This is a genomic window from Methylobacterium sp., assembly GCF_028290105.1.
In the GTDB taxonomy this organism is placed as follows: Bacteria; Pseudomonadota; Alphaproteobacteria; order Rhizobiales; family Beijerinckiaceae; genus Methylobacterium.
On record NZ_JAQGKL010000078.1, the window covers coordinates 1 to 17,648 of the forward strand.

Annotated in this window: 18 protein-coding genes and 1 pseudogene; 9 read left to right on the forward strand and 10 right to left on the reverse strand. The window is 71.3% G+C overall.

What is annotated here, in order from left to right:
- Nucleotides 1-358 (forward strand): annotated as a pseudogene (locus JWQ05_RS05865) (protein-(glutamine-N5) methyltransferase, release factor-specific); the annotation flags it as partial.
- 468 nt (nt 359-826) lie between these two features.
- Nucleotides 827-2,110, forward strand: a complete 1,284-nt coding sequence (locus tag JWQ05_RS05870; RefSeq protein WP_299655928.1) for a DUF4167 domain-containing protein — start codon at nt 827-829, stop codon at nt 2,108-2,110.
- Between the two features lie 60 nt (nt 2,111-2,170).
- Here JWQ05_RS05870 and JWQ05_RS05875 read toward each other — a convergent pair whose 3' ends face one another.
- A complete protein-coding gene (locus tag JWQ05_RS05875; RefSeq protein ID WP_299655931.1) occupies nt 2,171-2,908 on the reverse strand; it encodes a hypothetical protein in 738 nt (245 codons plus the stop codon).
- 109 nt (nt 2,909-3,017) lie between these two features.
- On the opposite strand from JWQ05_RS05875, the gene JWQ05_RS05880 reads away from it, so the two are divergent.
- The 4 genes from JWQ05_RS05880 (at nt 3,018) to JWQ05_RS05895 (ending at nt 5,049) form a co-directional block, all read left to right on the forward strand.
- Nucleotides 3,018-3,182 (forward strand): YqaE/Pmp3 family membrane protein, encoded by a 165-nt coding sequence (locus JWQ05_RS05880; RefSeq protein ID WP_299655933.1) that lies wholly within the window; start codon nt 3,018-3,020, stop codon nt 3,180-3,182.
- 56 nt (nt 3,183-3,238) lie between these two features.
- The gene (locus JWQ05_RS05885) at nt 3,239-3,844 is read left to right on the forward strand and encodes a sulfite oxidase-like oxidoreductase (RefSeq protein ID WP_299655936.1); all 606 of its coding nucleotides are present in this window, start codon (nt 3,239-3,241) and stop codon (nt 3,842-3,844) included.
- On the forward strand, nt 3,837-4,559 hold the full coding sequence (locus JWQ05_RS05890) for an FAD-binding oxidoreductase (RefSeq protein WP_299655939.1): 723 nt from the start codon (nt 3,837-3,839) through the stop codon (nt 4,557-4,559). Before JWQ05_RS05885 ends, JWQ05_RS05890 begins: the two co-directional genes overlap by 8 nt.
- Before the next feature lie 64 nt (nt 4,560-4,623).
- Nucleotides 4,624-5,049: a GFA family protein gene (locus JWQ05_RS05895; RefSeq protein WP_299655942.1), complete on the forward strand. Its 426-nt coding sequence runs from the start codon at nt 4,624-4,626 to the stop codon at nt 5,047-5,049.
- Nucleotides 5,050-5,062: 13 nt separating this feature from the next.
- Here JWQ05_RS05895 and JWQ05_RS05900 read toward each other — a convergent pair whose 3' ends face one another.
- Nucleotides 5,063-6,157, reverse strand: a complete 1,095-nt coding sequence (locus tag JWQ05_RS05900) for an NAD(P)/FAD-dependent oxidoreductase (RefSeq protein WP_299655945.1) — start codon at nt 6,155-6,157, stop codon at nt 5,063-5,065.
- Nucleotides 6,157-7,278, reverse strand: coding sequence for a calcium:proton antiporter (locus tag JWQ05_RS05905; RefSeq protein WP_299655947.1), 1,122 nt, complete (start codon nt 7,276-7,278; stop codon nt 6,157-6,159). Before JWQ05_RS05905 ends, JWQ05_RS05900 begins: the two co-directional genes overlap by 1 nt.
- A gap of 320 nt (nt 7,279-7,598) precedes the next feature.
- On the opposite strand from JWQ05_RS05905, the gene JWQ05_RS05910 reads away from it, so the two are divergent.
- Entirely contained in the window at nt 7,599-9,314 is a 1,716-nt protein-coding gene (locus tag JWQ05_RS05910) for a DEAD/DEAH box helicase (protein WP_299656019.1), read from the forward strand.
- Nucleotides 9,315-9,351: 37 nt separating this feature from the next.
- On the opposite strand, the gene JWQ05_RS05915 is transcribed toward JWQ05_RS05910, so the two are convergent.
- Together JWQ05_RS05915 and JWQ05_RS05920 are read right to left on the reverse strand one after the other, a co-directional pair.
- Nucleotides 9,352-10,203, reverse strand: a complete 852-nt coding sequence (locus JWQ05_RS05915) for a hypothetical protein (RefSeq protein ID WP_299655950.1) — start codon at nt 10,201-10,203, stop codon at nt 9,352-9,354.
- 232 nt (nt 10,204-10,435) lie between these two features.
- A complete protein-coding gene (locus JWQ05_RS05920; RefSeq protein ID WP_299655952.1) occupies nt 10,436-11,362 on the reverse strand; it encodes a hypothetical protein in 927 nt (308 codons plus the stop codon).
- Between the two features lie 230 nt (nt 11,363-11,592).
- Between JWQ05_RS05920 and JWQ05_RS05925 the strand changes: the two genes are divergently transcribed.
- Nucleotides 11,593-12,984, forward strand: a complete 1,392-nt coding sequence (locus tag JWQ05_RS05925) for an ATP-binding protein (protein ID WP_299656022.1) — start codon at nt 11,593-11,595, stop codon at nt 12,982-12,984.
- Nucleotides 12,981-13,652, forward strand: coding sequence for a response regulator transcription factor (locus tag JWQ05_RS05930; protein WP_299655955.1), 672 nt, complete (start codon nt 12,981-12,983; stop codon nt 13,650-13,652). Before JWQ05_RS05925 ends, JWQ05_RS05930 begins: the two co-directional genes overlap by 4 nt.
- A 49-nt stretch (nt 13,653-13,701) precedes the next feature.
- On the opposite strand, the gene JWQ05_RS05935 is transcribed toward JWQ05_RS05930, so the two are convergent.
- The 5 genes from JWQ05_RS05935 to tsaD are packed head-to-tail and all read right to left on the reverse strand — an operon-like array spanning nt 13,702 to nt 17,558.
- Nucleotides 13,702-14,118, reverse strand: coding sequence for an EVE domain-containing protein (locus JWQ05_RS05935; protein ID WP_299655958.1), 417 nt, complete (start codon nt 14,116-14,118; stop codon nt 13,702-13,704).
- Nucleotides 14,119-14,166: 48 nt separating this feature from the next.
- Nucleotides 14,167-14,631 (reverse strand): opioid growth factor receptor-related protein, encoded by a 465-nt coding sequence (locus JWQ05_RS05940; protein WP_299655961.1) that lies wholly within the window; start codon nt 14,629-14,631, stop codon nt 14,167-14,169.
- Nucleotides 14,628-15,635: an NAD(P)H-dependent glycerol-3-phosphate dehydrogenase gene (locus JWQ05_RS05945; RefSeq protein WP_299655964.1), complete on the reverse strand. Its 1,008-nt coding sequence runs from the start codon at nt 15,633-15,635 to the stop codon at nt 14,628-14,630. The genes JWQ05_RS05940 and JWQ05_RS05945 overlap by 4 nt, the downstream gene beginning before the upstream one ends.
- Entirely contained in the window at nt 15,632-16,522 is an 891-nt protein-coding gene (locus JWQ05_RS05950; protein WP_299655967.1) for a GNAT family N-acetyltransferase, read from the reverse strand. Before JWQ05_RS05950 ends, JWQ05_RS05945 begins: the two co-directional genes overlap by 4 nt.
- Nucleotides 16,515-17,558 (reverse strand): tRNA (adenosine(37)-N6)-threonylcarbamoyltransferase complex transferase subunit TsaD, encoded by a 1,044-nt coding sequence (gene tsaD, locus JWQ05_RS05955; protein WP_299655970.1) that lies wholly within the window; start codon nt 17,556-17,558, stop codon nt 16,515-16,517. The genes JWQ05_RS05950 and tsaD overlap by 8 nt, the downstream gene beginning before the upstream one ends.
- Nucleotides 17,559-17,648: the final 90 nt, after the last annotated feature.

The following is a 17,648-nucleotide window of genomic DNA, read 5'->3' on the forward strand; positions in this document are numbered from 1 at the left end:
CGCCTTCGTGAACGCGGATTGGACGGCCGGCCTGTCGGGCACCTTCGACCTCGTCGTCTCGAACCCGCCCTACATCCCGAGCGAGACCATCACCGGCCTGTCCATCGAAGTCCGCGACCACGACCCCGCCGCCGCACTCGACGGCGGGTCCGACGGGCTCGACGCGTATCGCCACATACTACGCAGTCTGACGACGGGAGCCGTCCGGCTCGCGGCGGGTGGGGTGCTGGCGTTCGAGGTCGGGTACGACCAAGCTGAAGCAGTGAGCGAGCTGGGACGGGATGCCGGGTTCGGGCGCGGCGCGATCTCCCGCGACCTCGCCGGGCACGCGCGCGTCGTCCGTTTTCCGGCGCCGTGAGGGCTGCCTTCGCGGTTGAATCGGCCAACATTTGGAAAAAACCCGCATCCGCAACCGGGAGTCGTGCAGAAAAAGCTTGTTGCCGTATCCGCGAGCCGCTAGTCTCAGGGTTAGATCGCGAACGGTCCATCACGATGGTCTGCGGTAAGACGGGTTGCGGCTTTGCTCCGTGACGCTCTTAGACGGTCTCCCCACGATCAAGCGGCGCGCGCGGGACGAAGCGCAGGAGCTTGGTCAACTTCGAGCCCGAAAACCGAAGGACGGCTGGACGCTCAGCGTGCGCCTCGGCGAAGGGACAGACGGCAAGCACGGCGAAGCGATCACGGATAAACCGGACCCGGATCACGCGGCGCCACCGACGAGCCAGATCAGGGCGCCGTCGACATCGCCTGGAACCGCCGCATCAGCAGACGCTCCGAGATGAACGAGGGTCAATCGAGACCGATGAGACCAAACCAGAATAGACGGATGCGCGGTCGTAACCGCCCCAAAGGTCCCAATCCGCTCACGCGTTCCTACGAATCCAACGGACCGGACGTCAAGATTCGCGGGACTGCCCAGCACATCGCGGACAAGTACGCCCAGCTCGCGCGCGACGCGCAGGCCAGCGGTGACCCGGTGGCGGCCGAGAACTACTTCCAGCACGGCGAGCATTATTTCCGGATCATCTCCGGCGCCCAGGAGCAGGCCCGCCAGCAGGTCGGCGGCTACGCGCGCGGCTTCGACGACGGAGACGACGACGGCGAGGACGACGGCCAGGGCGCGCCGCAGGGCTACGCCGCCTCCAGCTACGGCGCGAACGGCTACAACGACGATTACACCGATCCGGGCCAGCAGCCCCAGCCGCAAGCCTACGAAGGGCGGCAGGACTCGCGGCAAGAGTCACGGCAGGAGCCCCGCCAGGAATCCCGCCAGGATACGCGGCCGCAGGACACCCGGCCGGACAACGGCCAGGACGGCAACCGCCCGAACCGCCGCGATCGCTTTGCCAATCGCAACGATCGGCCGCAGCGCTTCGAAGGCCAGCGCGACGGCAACCGGCAGGATTCGAACCGGCAGGACGGCAATCGGCCGGACTACATCCGCCGCGACGATTTTAATCGCCAGGACGGCAATCGGCAGGACGCTACCCGTCAAGACGCGAACCGCCAGGACTTCAACCGGAACGACGCGCCGCGCCAGGATTACGGACGGCAGGACTACAACCGGGCCGACAACGCGCGTCAGGAACAGCCTCGTCAGGATCAGCAGCCGCGCCAGGATTTCGTGCGGCCGAATCCGGTGCGGAACGATGTTCCGCGCTACGGCAACGGTCGCGGCGATGCGCCGGTGAACGAGCCGGTCCGTCCGGATGCGGCGGGCCTGGAGGCGAGCCGTCAGGAGCAGCCGCGCCAGGATCAGCCACGCCAGGATCAGCCACGCCAGGAGCAGCCGCGTCAGGACTACCAGCGCCCGGCCCGCACCAACGACGCCCCACCCCGCAGCCGCCGCCGCCGTGACGAGCCGGATGCACGCGGTGCCGAGGACGTCGCCGCGCTCCCGGCCTTCCTGATGACGCCCCCCCGCCCGATCGCCTCGGTGGAGCCCCTGCCCGCCCCCGAGCCGGTCGCGGCCCGGGCCGCCCCCTCAGACGACGAGGCCGCGCCACTGGCGCCCAAGCCCCGCCGCCGCCGCCGCGCCCGGTTCGAGGGTTCGGATGGTGCCGAGGGGAACGACGGCGCCGCTAGCGACGTGCCGTCGGTCACCGAATAAGCGTTTCGCACGCCGCGAACGTTCGAAAAGCCGTCCCCATCCGGGGGCGGCTTTTCGCGTTCAGCGCCCGCGCCAATCGAGGAAGGCCGCGACGCGGTGGCGCTGACGCCGGTCGCGCGCCGCCTCGCCGAAGGGGGCGAGCTCCCAGGTCCATGTGCGGTCGGGGCTCCCCAAGCGGACCCCGTGCAGCAGGTCGAGCCGGTCTGTGATCCGCCCCGCGCGGTCCTCCTCCACCTGCTCCAGGTCGGTGAGGAGGCAGACCCGGGCGGCGAGGCGCGCGAGGCCGTCGCAATGCGCCGCGACGATGCGGCGGCCAAGGTCGGGGGGCACCGCGCCCCTCCGGTCGAGGGGCAGGATCGGCAGTTGCGACAGCGCGTTCGCCGAGACCACGAAATCCACGTCCGCGCCGCCGCACAGGGCCGCCAGGGGGTCGCCGCCGTCGAGCAGTCCCGTGAGATCGGCGGTGACGAGCCGGACGTTCGGAAAGGCCCTCGCCTGCCGGCGGGCCGGCCAGAGATGCACCGCATCGACGAGGTGAACGGCCGCGAAGCGCTCCGCCAGATGCGCGAGGGGCACGTCCTGCAGGAGGCCCGAACCGAGCACGATCGCGGTCCGGCGGCTGGGCAGCGCGGCGCAGGCCGCGATCACGGCGGCGCGCGATCGGTCGAGGTGTTCGGCCCAGGCGGCGCGGCAGCGCCGAGAGCGCGAGAGCAGCATTACGCTCTCGCGGAGATACCCGCGCCGCCGATGGGCGAACGGGACCGGCGTCGCCAGCAGGTGCAGCAGCTCGATGAGCATCAGGCCGTCCGTTCAAAAACCGCGTGATCGGGAACCCGGAGGCGTGCCTGCCGTTGCGCTGGGGTCTTCGCCGACGCGCATCCGCGCGCGCAACCCTTCCGGAGCGACCGTGTCGAACCTCGTCCGTATCCTACTCGCGATCTTTCTGCCTCCGGTCGCGGTCCTCATGACCAACGGAATCGGCCTGCAATTCTTCCTCAACATCCTGCTGACGATCTTCTTCGTCCTGCCCGGCACCATCCACGCTCTCTGGCTGGTGCTGCGCGAGCGCTGAGACGATAATGGCCTTCGACGCCGACGAAGCGCGGACGGCGGAGGCATGAGCATCGCATGAGCACACGCGGATTCACGGGCCGGAAGCCGCCGGAGGCGACGCGCGAGCGTCTGCCGCCGGGACAATACCTGACCGAAGACTTTCCCGTGCTGCAGATCGGCCCGAACCCCCGGATCGACCTCGCGACCTGGGCTTTCACCCTGCGCGAGGGCGCCAAGCCCCTGAAGACCTGGACCTGGGAAGCGTTCAACGCCCTGCCGCGCACGCGCTGGGGCGGGGACATTCACTGCGTGACCAAGTGGTCGAAGTTCGACACGGCTTGGGAAGGCGTGAGCTTCGACGCGCTGCTCGCGGATGCGGGCGTGGCCGCGCCCACCGAATTCCTGCTCGCCGAGGGCTACGACGACTACTCCACCAACGTCCCCGTGGCGGATGTCGCCGGGGGCAAGGGCATGGTGGCGACACATTACGACGGCGCGCCCATCCCCCTCGACCACGGCGGCCCGGCCCGGCTCCTCGTACCGCACCTGTACTTCTGGAAGAGCGCCAAGTGGGTGAAGGGTCTGCGCTTCACCAAGCGCGACGAGGGCGGTTTCTGGGAGATGCGCGGGTACCACATGTACGGCGATCCCTGGCGCGAGCAGCGCTTCACCGGTGATTGATCCGGCCGCGCGCCCCCTCGTCTGGCAGAACGCCACGCTCACGGCCATCCGGCCGGTGACGACGCGGGTGAAGAGCTACCGCTTCCAGGTCGGCTTCGACCGGCCGGCGCTGGCCGGCCAGCATGTCGACCTGCGACTCACCGCGCCGGATGGCTATCAAGCCCAGCGCAGCTACTCCATCGCCTCGGCGCCGGATGGCGACGGCACCGTCGAGTTGATGATCGAGAGCTTGCCCGACGGCGAGGTCTCGGGCTTCTTCGATGCGGTGGCGGCGGTCGGCGACACCATCGAGCTGCGCGGGCCGATCGGCGGCGCCTTCGTGTGGCGCCCGGAGGATGGCGGCCCCCTGCTCCTGGCCGGCGGCGGCTCGGGCGTGGTGCCCCTCCTGTCGATGCTGCGCCACCGCGCCGTGGCGGCGCCGGAGGTCCCCGCCCTCCTTCTCTACTCTGTGCGCGATGCGACCGAGGTCATCGCCGCACAGGAACTCGCCGCGCGCGCACGGGACGAAGCGAACTTTCAGCTCATGCTGAACCTGACCCGCGCCGGCGGGCGGCGGATCGACGCCGCGATGGTGGACGAGGCTCTGGACCGCCTCGGGCCGCCTCGCCACGCCTATCTGTGCGGCGGCAATCCCTTCGTCGGGACGGTGGCGGACCTGCTCCTCGATGCGGGGATCGATCCGGTTCGCATCCACACCGAGCGCTTCGGCGGTTGAGCGGTCGCTTGCCGCGTCATCGGCCCGTGCCTCGCTGGTTCGGGCAAGCGGAGAGGGAGGCCCCATGACATCGGAGTCCAACCAGCGGACCGGACAGTGCCATTGCGGCGGTGTCCGGTTCCGGGCGACGCTCAGCGACGGGTTCGAGACGCTGCGCCGCTGCACCTGCACCTATTGCCGGATGCGCGGGGCCGTCGTCGTCTCGGCGGAGGCGGGCGGCGTCGAGGTCCTGCAAGGCGCGGAGCTGCTGACCAGCTATCGCTTCAACACCGGCGTGGCACAGCACTTCTTCTGCGCGCGCTGCGGGATCTACACCCACCACCAGCGCCGCTCCAACGCGACTCAGTACGGCGTGAACGTCGCCTGCCTCGACGGGCTCAGCCCGTTCGACTTCGCCGAGGTGCCAGTCTTCGACGGCGTGAACCATCCGAGCGACACCGGTGGGGCGACCCGCCGAGCCGGCACGTTGCGCTTCGTCGCCGAACCCTAGGCCGGCGCCGTCTTCAGGTCCCCTGCCCGACCAGGCGATCCGCGACCTCCTCGGCCAGCGAAAGGCTCGACGTCAGCCCCGGGCTCTCGATGCCGTAGAGGTTGAGCAGGCCGGCGAACCCATGCTCGGCCGGGCCGTCGATGCGAAAATCGGCGGCGGGCTCGCCAGGGCCGGTCAGCTTCGGCCGGATGCCGGCGTAATCCGGGGTCAGTGCCCCGTCGGGCAGGCCGGGCCAGTAGCGGCGGATCGCGCCGGCGAAGGCCTCGGCGCGTGCCGGATCGACGCGGTAGTCCACATCGTCGACCCATTCGACGTCGGGCCCGAAGCGCATGCGTCCGGCGAGATCGAGGGTGAGGTGGATGCCGAGCCCGCCTTCCACGGGGGCCGGGTAGATCAGGCGCGAGAAGGCGGGACGCCCGACGCAGCCGAAATAGCTGCCCTTGGCCAGGACCTGGCGCGGGATGCGCGCGGCGGGATACCCCTCGATCGTGGTGCTGAGCGCCTGCGCCCCGAGCCCGGCGGCGTTGACCACGGCGTCGAAGGGCAGCGTATCGCCATTCACAATGACCTGCCATCCGGCACTCCCGCGCGTGATGCCTGCCACGCGCGCCTCGAAGGCGATGGCGCCGCCGGCATCTTCCAGGTCACCCTGGAGCGCCAGCATCAAAGCGTGGCTGTCGACGATGCCGGTTCCGGGCGCATGGAGCGCGGCGACGCAGGTGAGATTGGGCTCCAGCGCCCTCGCCTCGGCGGAATCGAGGAGCGCGAGGCCCGGCACGCCGTTGGCCTCGCCGCGCGCCGCGATGCCGGCGATGGCGGCGCGCTCCGAACCGTCGGTGGCGACGATCAGCTTGCCGCAGCGCCGGTGGGGCACGCCGTGGCTCTCGCAGAAGGCGTAGAGCATCGCCGCCCCGGCGACGCAGTGCCGGGCGCGCAGCGAGCCGGTGGGGTAATACATGCCACCGTGGATCACCTCGGAATTGCGCGCCGAGACGCCCGTCCCGATCGCGTCCTCCGCCTCGGCCACGACCACCGCATGGCCGCGCCGCGCGAGCGCGCGGGCCACGGCGAGACCGACGATTCCGGCACCGACGATGAGGATGTCCATCACGGGCTGAAGATGAGCACGAGATAGACGAAGAACACAACGAGGTGCACGGCCCCCTCCAGCACCGTGGTGCGCAGGCCCGAGAAGGTCAGGGTGCTCAGGATCAGCGTGACCACGAGGAGCGTCATCTCGGTCGGCGCCAGGCCGAGCACCACCGTCTGGCCCGAGATCAGGCCGACGGCGAGGATGGCCGGCACGGTGAGGCCGATGGTCGAGGTGGCCGCCCCGAGGCAGAGGTTGATCGCCCGCTGCAATTCGTTGCGGGCGACCGCCTTGAGGGCGCTGATCCCTTCGGGGGTGAACACGATGGCGGCGATCAGGACGCCACCCAGCGCGGTCGGCGCGCCGAGCGCCTCGATGCCGTGGTCGAGGACGGAGGCGAGGCTCTTCGAAAGCAGCACGATCGGCAGGATGTTGGCGATGAGCAGCCCGACATGCTTGAGGATCGCGCCGGGCCGCACGTCGCCCGTGCCGCCACCCCGCGTCTCGGCCGGCACATCGGCATTCGACCGCACCATCTGCCCGCCGTCATGGACGAAGAAGCTGCTGTGGCGCCCCGTCTGGATCATCAGGAAGATGCCGTAGAGCGCCACCGTGAAGATGGAGAACGCGACCGCCTGGAGGGTCGTCAGCGTGCCGCCGGTGGTCGAGGTCGTGAAGTTCGGGATGATCAGCGCGATGGTGGCGAGGGGGATGATCACCGACAGGAAGGCGGAGGTGCCCTGGAGATTGTAGGATTGCTGGTGGTGGCGCAGGCCGCCGATGAGCAGGCCGAGGCCGACGATGCCGTTGAGCACGATCATCAGCACCGCGAACATCGTGTCGCGTCCCAGCGTCGGCACCGCTTTCGAGGACAGCATCACCGCCGACACCAGGGCCACCTCGATGATCACGATGGCCAGCGTCAGCACCAGGGTGCCGAGCGGCTCGCCCAGCATGTGCGCAAGTTCCTCAGCCTCGTGCACGACGCCGAAGGCCGCCCACAGGATGACGAGGAACAGCCACAGGAACAGGCCGGTGGCCCAGAGCGGCGAATCGAGGCTCCCGAGCCAGGACGATCCGTAGACCGAGAAGGCAGCGACGCTGCCCCAGGCCACGACCAGACGTAGGAGAGCCGGCATCAGTCACCTTGGGTTTTCCGGGCGGGTTCGAATCTCGCGGAAGGCGCCGTCCCGGTACGCGTTCCGCACGACGCTCAGCCCTAAGTGGCACAGGTTCGGCACGCGTACAGTCTCGATACGCCACTTCGCTGTGGGCGCGCATCGTGAACGGGGGGCGCGCATGCGTGCACGGTCATGGCGCTGCGGCGCGGTTACCGCTACAAGCGAGCCCATCCGTAACCGTTCGAGGGCGGAATCACGTTGTTTGGAAGGGTTTCGCGCTCGGCGCGCTCCTTCCCTGCGGGTTCTTCGCCTGCTTGCCCGCTAAGGCTTTCGTCACAGTGCCCTTCCCCACCCTGCCGGCCCCGCTCGCCCGAGCGCTGACCGCGCGCGACTACGAAGACCCGACGCCCGTCCAGAGCGCCGTCATCGAGGCGGCGGCCCAGGGGCGCGACCTCCTCGTCTCGGCCCAGACCGGCTCCGGCAAGACCGTGGCCTACGGGCTTGCCTTCGCCGAGACCCTGCTGGATGGGGCCGAGCGCTTCGGCCCCGCCGGCGCGCCCCTCGCCCTCGTCATCGCGCCCACCCGCGAGCTCGCGCTTCAGGTCGAGCGAGAGCTCGCCTGGCTCTACGCCGAGACCGGCGCGCGGGTGATCTCCTGCGTCGGCGGCATGGACCCGCGCCGCGAGCGCGCCCAGCTCAACGACGGCGCCCACATCGTCGTCGGCACCCCCGGGCGCCTGCGCGACCACTTGGAGCGGCGCAATCTCGCGACGCAGGACCTGCGCGCCGTCGTCCTCGACGAGGCCGACGAGATGCTCGATCTCGGCTTCCGCGACGACCTCGAATTCATCCTGTCGGTGACCCCGAAGGAGCGGCGCACGCTGCTGTTCTCCGCGACCCTGCCGAAGGCGATCGCGACGCTGGCCGAGCGCTACCAGAACGACGCCCTGCGCATCGCCGTGAAGGGCCAGGAGCGCGGCCACGAGGACATCACCTACAAGGCGATTCGCGTGGTGCCGCGCGAGCTGGAGCACGTGGTGGTCAACACCCTGCGCTTCATGGATGCGCCGACCGCGATCATCTTCTGCAACACCCGCAATGCCGTGCGCCACCTGCAGGCGGTGCTGACCGAGCGCGGCTTCTCGGCCGTGGCGCTTTCGGGCGAACTCGGGCAGGGCGAACGCAACGCCGCCCTCCAGGCGCTTCGCGACGGGCGTGCCAAGGTGTGCGTGGCCACCGACGTCGCCGCGCGCGGCATCGATTTGCCCACCGTCAGCCTCGTCATCCACGCCGACCTGCCGCACGACGCGGAGGTGCTGCAGCACCGCTCGGGCCGCACCGGCCGGGCCGGCCGCAAGGGCACCAGCCTCCTGCTGATCCCGGCCTCGAAGCGGCGCCGGGCCGAGCAGATGCTGATGATCGCCAAGGTCTCGTTCGAGTGGGCCGGTCCGCCCACCGCCGACGAGATCCGCCGCCTCGACGGCGAGCGCATGTGGCAGGACCCGATCTTCACGGAAGAGCCGGCGGACGAGGACGTGGCCATGGCCGAGACCCTGATGGCGCAGCGCACGCCGCAGGAACTCGCCGCCGCCCTCGCGCGCATCTACCGCTCGCGCCTGCCCGCACCCGAGGACGTCACCGATCCGGGTGCCGGCCCCGAGCGGAAAGTCCGTCCGGTCTACGATCCCGCCGACACGGCGCGCATCGACGCCGAGGGTCCGTCGGTGTGGTTCCGGCTCAATCTCGGCCGGCGCGACAACGCGGATCCCCGGCGCCTGCTGCCGATGCTGACCCGGCGCGGCAATATCGGCCGCCAGGAGATCGGGGCGATCCGGATCTTCGACCGCGAGACCAAGTTCGAGGTGCGCGGCGGCGCGGCCTCGCGCTTCGCCCAGACCTTCGCCAAGAACGGCTCGCCGGAGATCCAGGTGGAAGCGCTGCTCGATGGCGATCCGGGCCGCGACGATCAGGCACCGAAGGGCTTCAAGAGCCCGCGCGGCGCCCGCCACGAGCGCGAGATCGCGAAAAAACCCCGCACCAGCCGGGCAAAGTAGGCCCGCGGACCGGACGCCCGTCTCGGGGCGTCCGCGCTCAGAAGCGGTCGGGCAGGTTCTTGACCGCGTTGCCGAGAGCCTCGACCCCTTCGGCGAAGCGGCGGCCGGCGGGGGCGAACGACGGAACCTTGAGACCGAAGACTTCGGTCGTCTCAGGCTCGGCCTCAGCCACTGGCGTTGCGGGTGCCGCATTGGCGGCAGCGACTTTCGCGCTCGCGGGCTTTGCCGCCTGCGCGGCAGGCGCGGGCGGCTTGCGCTTGGGTGCCTCGCGCTCGGGCGGCAGGGCCGTGAAGGTCGCGCCGCTTGTGGCCCGCGACCGGGTGGTCTCGGCCGGCGACGGCGCGAGCGTGACAGTCGTCCGGGTCGGCGGCACCAGGGATGCGGGACGGGCGGGCGGCAGCACCGCGGCGTTCTCGATCGGCGGAAGGCGCGCGGGCTTTTGGGCGGCGGCGGGCTCGGCCCGTTTCTGAGGCGGCGCCTCGGCCGGTGTCAACGCGGCCGGGAGGGGAGCCTGCTCCGGGACCGCGATGGGAGCACGAGCCTGGATCGGCGGCGGCGACGCCACGGGGAGCGCCGGCTTCTCGGAGGCGGACGATTCGAGAGGCGGCTTTTCGACCAAGGGACGAATCGGAGCGAGCGCCGGAACGCCGTCCCGCAGATCGGGCCAGTCGGAGGCCTTCTGGGAGACCGCCGCGGTCTTGATGGTCGCCCGAGGCACTTGCGGCCCGGCGAGGCCGCCGAGCACCGACGAGGCCAGGGCGGTGAAGCCCGCGAGGCCGAGAACGCCGAGGCTGGAGAGGAGAACGAGGCGCAGAGGGGGGCGCGCCGGGCGCGGCGCGGGCGACGCGGGGTTGCGGGCCTCGGAGGGGTCGATCGTCACGGGCATCATCGGTTGAGACATCTCGAACGCTTGAAACCGTTTGGATTGACCGTTGCCGGTCGATCACGCTGCGCACCGAGGCCGGACCGCGCAAGGCCGCGATCCGAACGACGCCAGCGTGTAACGAGGAAGGCCTCCGCAATGGGGCGCGAAGATGTCCTCGCCCGACCTGCTGATCACCGCAGGCTGAGATCGACCGCAGATCTGATTAACCGCCACAGGTTTAACGGGGCGTATCGGTTCACCACTTGCCGGCGTCGTGATTCGGGGCAGCCATCATCGCCTCGGCTTGGACTCGCACGACCCGGGCGACGTTCCGCATCCGCCGCGTCGGAAGGTTTTCCTGCGGCGCGCCCCCGGCTCCGAGGCGGGCCTTCAGGGCGACGAGATCCGGGTCGCCCCAGCGGCTGAGGAGTGCCTGGAAGGCAGTGTGGCGCGCGGCGTCGAAGGGGCGCGGCCGCCGGTCGGCATCGTGGCAGGGATGGGCCGGATGCAGGGTAGCCACGGGCACGAGGCCTTCGGGAATCGCGGCCGTCGCCGCATGGGTGCGCCTGAGGGCGAGCAGGCGTGGCACCACGAACCCGCGCGGACCGCGACCCCCGGCGACGCTCCCGGCGAACACCTCGATGCGCCCGAGCGGCGTCGAGACCACGAGGTCGAGCGCCGATGTCGCGATCAGGCGGGGCACAGGGCTGCCTTCGCCGAAGGCCGGCCGGCCCAGGATGCCGCGCAGCAGGCGAAGCAGACCGGCATCGGCGCCGCGCAGGCCGATCCGGCCCTGTGGCAGGGCGAGGCCGAGATCGAACAGGTTATCCCCAACATTTTCGGGCCGGATCGCGCCTTCATCGGGCCCGACCTCGCGAACCACGCCCTCGCGCAGGTGCGGGCAGCGGTCACGCGGCAGGCACAACGCCACGGCGTGGCTCCAGCCGCCGGTGAACGCGGTCTCGTAGGCCACCGGGACGGCGCCGGCGAGATCAATCCGGATGCCGCCCCGTGCCGTGACGAGGCCGGTTCGGTGGGGTTCGAGCCAAGTCACCGGCTCGTCGGCCGTGCGGCCGAACTCGGCCAGGGCACCGAAGCCCCCGAGGCTCCAAATCGCCTCCGGGTCGGCCAGCCCCTCGGCGACGAGGGCACCGACGGCCTCGTCCGGAACGGGCCTAACCACGCGCGCCTCGGCAAAGGCGGCCGTCGATCCCGGTCCGCCGGTTCCCGCTTCCCCTGAAACTTGCGCTAGAACCGGCGGGACGGCTTACCGCAATCCAACCACCGGCTTCCCAAGGCCCGATGCCCCAGACCAACGCCTTCACCGCCCTCCGACGTTTCCGGCGAGGGTTTGCGCTCCGTCCCGCCCGTTCCGCCACGCCGGAGCGCAGCGCACGAACGAATCGACATGGGCTGAGCTGGTCGTCCTGGCCGACGCGCACGCGGATGATCGCCCTCGTCCTGGCCATCGACGCCCTGGCCGCCCTGGTGTCCTGCGCGGTGATCGTGCTGAACGCCCGCTCCGCCGTCGAGGTCGAGATGCAGGCGGCGATGACGAATGTCGAGCTTCTGGTCTCCGACACCATCGATCTCGCGCAAGCCGGCGCCCCCGCCGGCATCCTCCAGACCCTGAACCTGCGCATCCACGACCTCCGGCACGTGCGCGTCACGGTCTTGGACGGCACCGGCACGGTCGTCACCAGCGGCCTCGGCCGGGTCCGGCGCGACCAGCATGCCTCGCCGGACTGGTTCGCCGGGCTGATCGCACCCTCCATCCGCGAGCACGACCTGCCGATCGTCGCACAGGGGCAGCGGATCGGGACGGCGCGCATCACCACGCAGCCGCGCGACGAGATCGACGAGGTCTGGGGCTACGCGGTCTCGCTCTCGCTCACGAACCTCGGCCTGAGCCTCGGCCTGCTGGTTGCCCTCTACATCGCCTTCGGCCGCGTGCTGGCGCCGCTGACGCGCCTCGCCGACGGGCTGACGCAGCTCGAACGCCAGGACTACACCGCGCGCCTCGAACCGCCGGCGTCGCGCGAGCTCGCCACGATCGCACGCCGCTTCAACAGCGTGGCCCAAGCGCTCGCCGAGACGCGGGCCGCGAATGGCCGCCTCAACCGCCAGCTCCTCTCCGCGCAGGACGACGAGCGCCGCCGCACGGCCCTCGAACTCCACGACGAGTTCGGCCCCTGCCTGTTCGCGCTGGAGGCCAACGCCGCCTCGGTGATCCGTATGGCGGAGGCCGAGGCAGCGCCCGACCGCGCGCGCCTCAAGCTGCGGGCGCAGGAGATCGCCAGCATCGTCGGTCAGGTCCAGACCCAGAACCGCGACCTCCTCAACCGCCTGCGCCCGCACGCGCTCGGCCAGGTGCCGCTGTCCGAATGCCTCGACCTTCTCCTGCGCGATTTCCGCCGCCGGCACAGCGGGGCCCGCTTCGCCGGCACCTTCGACGGGCTGGCGCGCGGCTACGGCGATGTGACCGACCTCACGGTGTTCCGCTGCATCCAGGAGAGCATGACCAACGCCGTCCGGCACGGGCGCGCCTCGAACGTCACGGTGCGGGTCCGGGACGAGGCCGACCCGGCCTCCACGAGCGGGCACGCCCTGCGCATCACCATCCGCGACGACGGGGCCGGTATCGCGCCGGACCACGGGCTCGGGCTCGGCCTGTCGGGGATGCGCGAGCGCGTGGAGGCGCTCGGCGGAACCTTCGCCCTTGACAACGGGCAGCCCGGTGCGGTTGTCCGGATCATGATCCCGCTCGACCGTGAGCAGGACGAGAACTCGGTCCCACGCGCATGAACGCGATCGCCCACGCCACCGAGGCCTCGCCCAGTGCGGCCGCCCTCGTCATCGACGATCACCCGATCGTGCTCCAGGGCTGCCGCCGGGTGCTCGAGGATGCCGGCATCGAGCGGATCGCCGAGGCCACCAGCGTGGTGGCGGGCTACCGCAGCTTCCTGCGGCTGCGCCCCGCGACGGTGATCTGCGACCTCACCTTCCAGGGAAGCGGGCTCGCCGGCCTTCACCTGGTCCGGCGCATGCGGGGCGTGAACCCGGCGGCCCGCATCCTGGTCTTCAGCATGCACAACGATCCGGTGATCGTCTCCCGGGCCCTGGAGGCGGGTGCCCTCGGCTACGTGCTGAAGGACCACGCCTCGGGCGAGCTGTTCGAGGCGTTCGAGCGGGTGCGCGCCGGCCAGCCCTACCTCGACCGGCGCCTCGCCACCGAAGTCGCGATGCTGCGCACCGACCCCAAGCGCACGCCGGAGACGCAGCTGACGCCGCGCGAATTGCAGATCCTGCAGCGGCTGGCCCAGGGCAAGTCCTACGGCGCCATCGCGAGCGACCTGTCGGTGAGCTACAAAACCGTGACGAACGCCTGCTCGCTGATGCGCCAGAAGCTCGGGGTGCGCACGCTCGCCGAGTTGATCCACGTGGCGGTGACCCAGGCGCAGCGCCAGGGCTGACGCCCCTCGCGCCGCATCGGCGCGGCGCGAACGCGTCGGGACGGAGGCCTCAGCCGAGGCCGCCCATTTCCCGCACGATCGCCCATTCCGCGTCGGTGACGGGCTGCACCGAGAGCCGGGAATTGTTGGCGAGCACCATCGCGGCGAGACGCGGCTCGGCCTTGATCGCCTCGAGGGTCACGGGGCGGGCAAGGGGTGCCACGGCGCGCAGATCGACCATCCCGAAGCGCCCGGTGGGGTCCGAATCGTCCGGATAGTAGGGCCGGATCACCTCGACGATGCCGACCACCGCCTTGCCCTCGTTCGAGTGGTAGAAGAAACCCTGCTCGCCCACCTCCATCGCCATGAGGTGCTTCTTGGCGACGTGGTTGCGCACCCCGTTCCAGTGCGTGCCGGCCGCGCCCGCCGCCACCTGCTGTACCCACGACCAGGTCGAGGGCTCGGATTTGTAGAGCCAATGGGCCATGCGCGTCTCCAAGAACGCATGGTCTCTAGCACCCGGGAAGCGTGGCCGTCAGGCCTTGTGGAGCGCGGATTCCCAGTAGCGCAGGCTCACGGGGTTGATCGGGCCGCCGGCTCCGGCATTGCGGGCCGTCACGAAGGCGTGGAACTCCCCCGCCGCCTCCGCGCCGAGCAGATCCGACAGGGCTGTGAGGATGCGGGTGATGCGCAGGTGGTTGTGGTCGTGGGAACGCAGCCAGCCGTCGGTCTCGGCATAGAATCGGGTCATCCGTCCCAGGGCCGCGCGCAGGCCCGAAAGTGCCACGGGGTCGCCGCGGATCGCCTCGGCCTCGGCGCGGGACAGGACCGGCGCGCCCGGCACGGCGAGGCTCGCCTCGCGCAGGGGAAAGCACCATTGGATGAAATCGTGCACGCCCTCGATCCGCGCGTCGTCGAAGGCGAGGACCTGGCTCAAGTGCCGCCCGGCGCCGTCCGGACCGGAGCCGGCCAGAAAGGCCTGGACGGGATGGAGGCTCACTCGGCTTCCCCTCTCAAGGGTCGCGCCAGCAGTGCGGCGATGACGGCATCGACGCTCGCGCCGCCGGAGACGATGGCCGCCACCGCCTCGGCCACCGGCATCTCGACGGCCTTGGCGCGGGCGAGGTCGACCAGGGCGGCCGCCGTGAAGGCGCCCTCCGCGAGCTTGCCGCCGGAGGCCTCGTCGGGGGTCGCACCCGCCCCGAGCCGCGCGCCGAACGCGAAGTTGCGCGATTGCGGCGAAGAGGCGGTGAGCACGAGATCGCCGAGACCGGAGAGGCCCATCAGGGTCTCGGGCCGGCCGCCATACGCGCGGGCGAAGCGCATGAGTTCGGCGAAGGCCCGCGCGATCAGGGCGGCGCGCGCGCTCTCGCCGAGGCCGCGCCCGGCCACGATGCCGGAGGCGATGGCGAGCACGTTCTTGCCGGCGCCGCCGATCTCGACGCCGCGCACGTCGTCGGTGTGGTAGACCCGCAGCGCCGGTCCCGAAAGCGTCGCGGCGAGGCGCGCGGCGAGGCCCGCATCGGCCGCCGCGAGGGTCACGGCGGTGGGCAGGTTGCGCGCGACATCCGCCGCGAAGCTCGGCCCGGACAGGACCGCCACCGGGGCGGCGGCGCCAAGGCGCTCGGCCGCCACTTCGCTCATGAAGGCGTCGCTGCCGCGCTCGATGCCCTTGGCGCAGACCACGATGGCCGCGCCAGGGGCCAGGGCAGGAGCGAGATCGGCCAGCACACCGCGCAGGGTTTGGGCCGGCACCACCATCAGGACCGTACCGGCGGGCCCCAGGGCCTGCGCCTCGGCGGTCGCGGCGATGCGGCGGTGGAGCGGCACGCCGGGCAGGTATCGGGCGTTCTCGCGGGTTTCCTCCAGGCGCGCGGCGGCTTGGCGGTCGCGCAGCCACAATGTGACGTCGTGCCCGGCGGCGGCGGCCGCATTGGCCAGCGCCGTGCCCCAGGCACCCCCGCCGACGACGGCGATCCGCCGGCCCGTATCGAGGGTGCTCATGCGCCAGACCTTTCGGATTCGAACTCGTCAGCGCTCAGACGATACAGCAGATGCGCCTCCAGGGGATGCCCGGGTGGCAGGGCCGGATGGGCGAAGCCACCCGACGCCCGCATGCCGAGCCGGTGCATGACGCGAAGCGAGGGACCGTTCGCTTCGGCCGTGAAGGCGACGACGGCGCTCAGACCGCAACGGCCGAACAGATCGCTCAGCGCGAGGCGGGCGGCCCGGGTGGCGATGCCCCGGCCCCAGGCCGAGCGCGCGAGGCGCCAGCCGATCTCGACGCTCTCCCCAGGGCGTTCGCAGCCCGCGAAGGGCATCACCCGCATCACGCGCGCGCCACCGGCGACCCCGACGAAGCCCTCGCCGGAGATCTCGACCGCCCAGGGGCCGTACCCATCGACGGCGAAGCGCCGCTGGAAGGCCCGCGCCTCGACTCGGCTGGCGGCGGCGTCCTTGGTCGCGGGAAAGCAGCGCATGACGTCCGGATCGGCGTTCAGCGCCGCGAAGGCGTCCTCGTCGGCGGCCCGCCAGCGACGCAGGACGAGATCGCCGTCGCGGAGGCATTCGGGCGGCGAGACCATCGGCGCGAACGGGGGTACGCCCCGCAGCTTGCCGCGCAGCGCGAGGGAGCGCCGGTTCAGGCCATCGAGGTCGGCCCGGCCCGCGAGCACCGCTTCGCCAAGATCCGTGGCCGCACCGAGCTGATCGAGGGACAGGTTCGCCCAGGCCGGCGCCCGCACGCTCTCGCGCCAGGGGCCGTTGCAGGTGTTGTCGAGGAGGATGCGCGCGAAGCAATGGTCGCGGTGCACCGGCCAATCCGCCCGCGCAGCCTCCGGCAGACGCCGTTCCACGAGGTCGCGCCAGCGGCCCCGCGCCGCCTCAGGCAACCGCCTTCGGCTCCGCGAAGGGCCAGCGGGCGCGGGCGGGCGCGGTGAGATCGTCCACCAGGCCGAGGCGCAGGCGCTCGATCCCCGCCCAGGCGATCATCGCGCCGTTGTCGCCGCACAGCGCCAGGGGCGGTGCCACGAAGGCGAGCCCCGCCTCGCCGGCCTGGGTGGTCAACGCCCGGCGGATGGCGCCGTTGGCCGCGACGCCGCCCGCCGCCACCAGGGCGGTCGGGTGCCCGGCGACCCCGGCGAAATCGCGCATCGCCACGCGCAGCCGGTCGACGACGACGTCGACCACCGCCGCCTGGAAGCTGGCGCAGAGATCGGCGACGTCGGCGGTGGAGAGCGGGGCGAGTTTCTCGGCCTCGATGCGCAGCGCCGTCTTGAGGCCGGACAGGGAGAAATTCGCCTCACGCCGCCCGAGCATCGGGCGCGGCAGGGCGAAGCGCTCCGGATCGCCGGTCTCGGCCATGCGCTCGACCTCCGGCCCGCCCGGATAGCCGAGGCCCAGGAGCTTGGCGACCTTGTCGAAGGCCTCGCCGATGGCGTCGTCGATGGTGGTGCCGAGGCGGACGTAGTCGCCGACCCCCTTCACCGCCACGAGCTGGGTGTGCCCGCCGGAGGCCAGCAGCAGCAGGTAGGGAAACCCGATGCCGTCGGTGAGGCGGGCGGTGAGCGCATGCGCTTCCAGATGGTTGACGGCGATGAGGGGCTTTCGCGCCACGAGCGCCTGCGTCTTGGCCGTGACGAGGCCGATGAGGACTCCGCCGATCAGGCCGGGCCCGGCCGCCACCGCGATCCCGTCGACCTGGGCCAGCGTCAGCCCGGCGCTGCCGAGCGCCCGGTCGATCAGGCGGTCGAGGACCTCGACATGGGCGCGCGCGGCGATCTCGGGCACGACGCCGCCATAGGCCGCGTGCTCCGCGATCTGGCTCAGGACCTCGTTGGAGAGGATGCGCCCACGACCGTTCTCGCCGGGCATGACGACGGCGGTCGCCGTCTCGTCGCAGGTGGTTTCGATGCCGAGGACGTTCATGCGGAGACGTTCATGCGAGGGTGGTCATGCGAGGATGGACATGGACCGCGGATCGTTCCGGGCGTGTTCCGGTCGAGACGTCGGGTGCGC

Excerpts from the sequence above, each read along its gene's own strand:
- JWQ05_RS05930 (WP_299655955.1), top strand. The coding sequence starts at position 12,981 with ATGAACGCGATCGCCCACGCCACCGAGGCCTCGCCCAGTGCGGCCGCC.
- JWQ05_RS05875 (WP_299655931.1), bottom strand. The coding sequence starts at position 2,908 with ATGCTCATCGAGCTGCTGCACCTGCTGGCGACGCCGGTCCCGTTCGCC.
- JWQ05_RS05870 (WP_299655928.1), top strand. The coding sequence starts at position 827 with ATGCGCGGTCGTAACCGCCCCAAAGGTCCCAATCCGCTCACGCGTTCC.
- JWQ05_RS05895 (WP_299655942.1), top strand. The coding sequence starts at position 4,624 with ATGACATCGGAGTCCAACCAGCGGACCGGACAGTGCCATTGCGGCGGT.
- tsaD (WP_299655970.1), bottom strand. The coding sequence starts at position 17,558 with ATGAACGTCCTCGGCATCGAAACCACCTGCGACGAGACGGCGACCGCC.
- JWQ05_RS05945 (WP_299655964.1), bottom strand. The coding sequence starts at position 15,635 with ATGAGCACCCTCGATACGGGCCGGCGGATCGCCGTCGTCGGCGGGGGT.
- JWQ05_RS05905 (WP_299655947.1), bottom strand. The coding sequence starts at position 7,278 with ATGCCGGCTCTCCTACGTCTGGTCGTGGCCTGGGGCAGCGTCGCTGCC.
- JWQ05_RS05900 (WP_299655945.1), bottom strand. The coding sequence starts at position 6,157 with ATGGACATCCTCATCGTCGGTGCCGGAATCGTCGGTCTCGCCGTGGCC.
- JWQ05_RS05935 (WP_299655958.1), bottom strand. The coding sequence starts at position 14,118 with ATGGCCCATTGGCTCTACAAATCCGAGCCCTCGACCTGGTCGTGGGTA.
- JWQ05_RS05885 (WP_299655936.1), top strand. The coding sequence starts at position 3,239 with ATGAGCACACGCGGATTCACGGGCCGGAAGCCGCCGGAGGCGACGCGC.
- JWQ05_RS05915 (WP_299655950.1), bottom strand. The coding sequence starts at position 10,203 with ATGATGCCCGTGACGATCGACCCCTCCGAGGCCCGCAACCCCGCGTCG.